This is a genomic window from Paenibacillus sp. P4_E11, from assembly GCF_056401635.1.
In genome coordinates this window covers 1-918 of record NZ_JBFUIX010000583.1, presented here as the reverse complement: position 1 = coordinate 918, position 918 = coordinate 1, and the positions used below count along the sequence as shown (strand labels likewise).

Annotated in this window: 3 protein-coding genes; all 3 read right to left on the bottom strand. The window is 45.4% G+C overall.

What is annotated here, in order from left to right:
- A partial coding sequence (locus AC1DWB_RS36220; protein WP_477545881.1) for a chemotaxis protein CheC occupies positions 1 to 208 on the bottom strand: 208 nt, incomplete at its 3' end.
- A gap of 1 nt (position 209) precedes the next feature.
- Entirely contained in the window at positions 210 to 671 is a 462-nt protein-coding gene (locus tag AC1DWB_RS36215) for a chemotaxis protein CheW (protein ID WP_477545880.1), read from the bottom strand.
- 13 nt (positions 672 to 684) lie between these two features.
- Positions 685 to 918 (bottom strand): chemotaxis protein CheW (locus tag AC1DWB_RS36210; protein ID WP_477545879.1); only part of this gene is annotated, 234 nt, incomplete at its 5' end.

Below are 918 nucleotides of genomic sequence, written 5' to 3'. Positions count from 1 at the left end.
GTAGGAATACAGCCAGCACCACTTGATCGGAACCGCCCAGACTATTCACAATATCTTCGAAAGGCAACAGATTGACTTTGGGAACTTGCATATCGATCGGCTTGTCGAGAAGGCGAGATAACGCCGTTGCTGCATTACCTGCTCCGATATTGCCTACTTCCTTCAACACATCCATTTGAAACTCAGCAAAGTTATAGAAACTCGTCATCCTATGCCTCAATTTGTTCTAATTGAACGATTTCACTCTTGTTGAGTACTTCTTCCAAGTTCAATAACACTAGCAGGTTACCCGCTGATAACTTGGCTACACCTCGCAAGTATTTGGCTCGGATGCCTCCTACGATTTCTGGAGGATCCTCAATAGAATCCGAATCCACATCGAGTACGTCATTCGCAGAATCGACGATCAGACCCACTTCCATGTCCTTGACAGCTACAATGATAATACGCGAGTTATCGGAATATTCGGCCTCTGGCAGTTGAAACCGGCCTCGCAAGTCAATAACAGGCACTACTATACCGCGAAGGTTGATAACTCCCTTTACAAATACTGGAGTTTTGGGAACTCGGGTTAGCGGCTGCATCCTCTCAATCGTGCGAACCCGCTCCACTTCAACGCCATATTGCTCATGCGCTAATGTAAATACGATTATTTTCAATTCTTCTCCCATGATTCGAGCCTCCTTATTTGATCAAAGCATTCGTGTCGATAATTAGAGCAACTTGTCCGTCACCCAGAATTGTTGCGCCAGACACGGCGAATAAATTCGTCAAATACTTACCGAGCGTCTTCAATACGATTTCTTGCTGTCCAATGAACTCCTCAACCATTAATGCAGCCATCTTGTCACCTTTGCGGATGATGACGACTTCCGTTTCGGTTTCATCATCTTCCGAGAAGCTCGGGATATCGAATAG

What these genes read in the sequence shown, in the direction of transcription:
- AC1DWB_RS36215 (WP_477545880.1), bottom strand. Translation starts at nt 671, where the DNA reads ATGGGAGAAGAATTGAAAATAATCGTATTTACATTAGCGCATGAGCAA.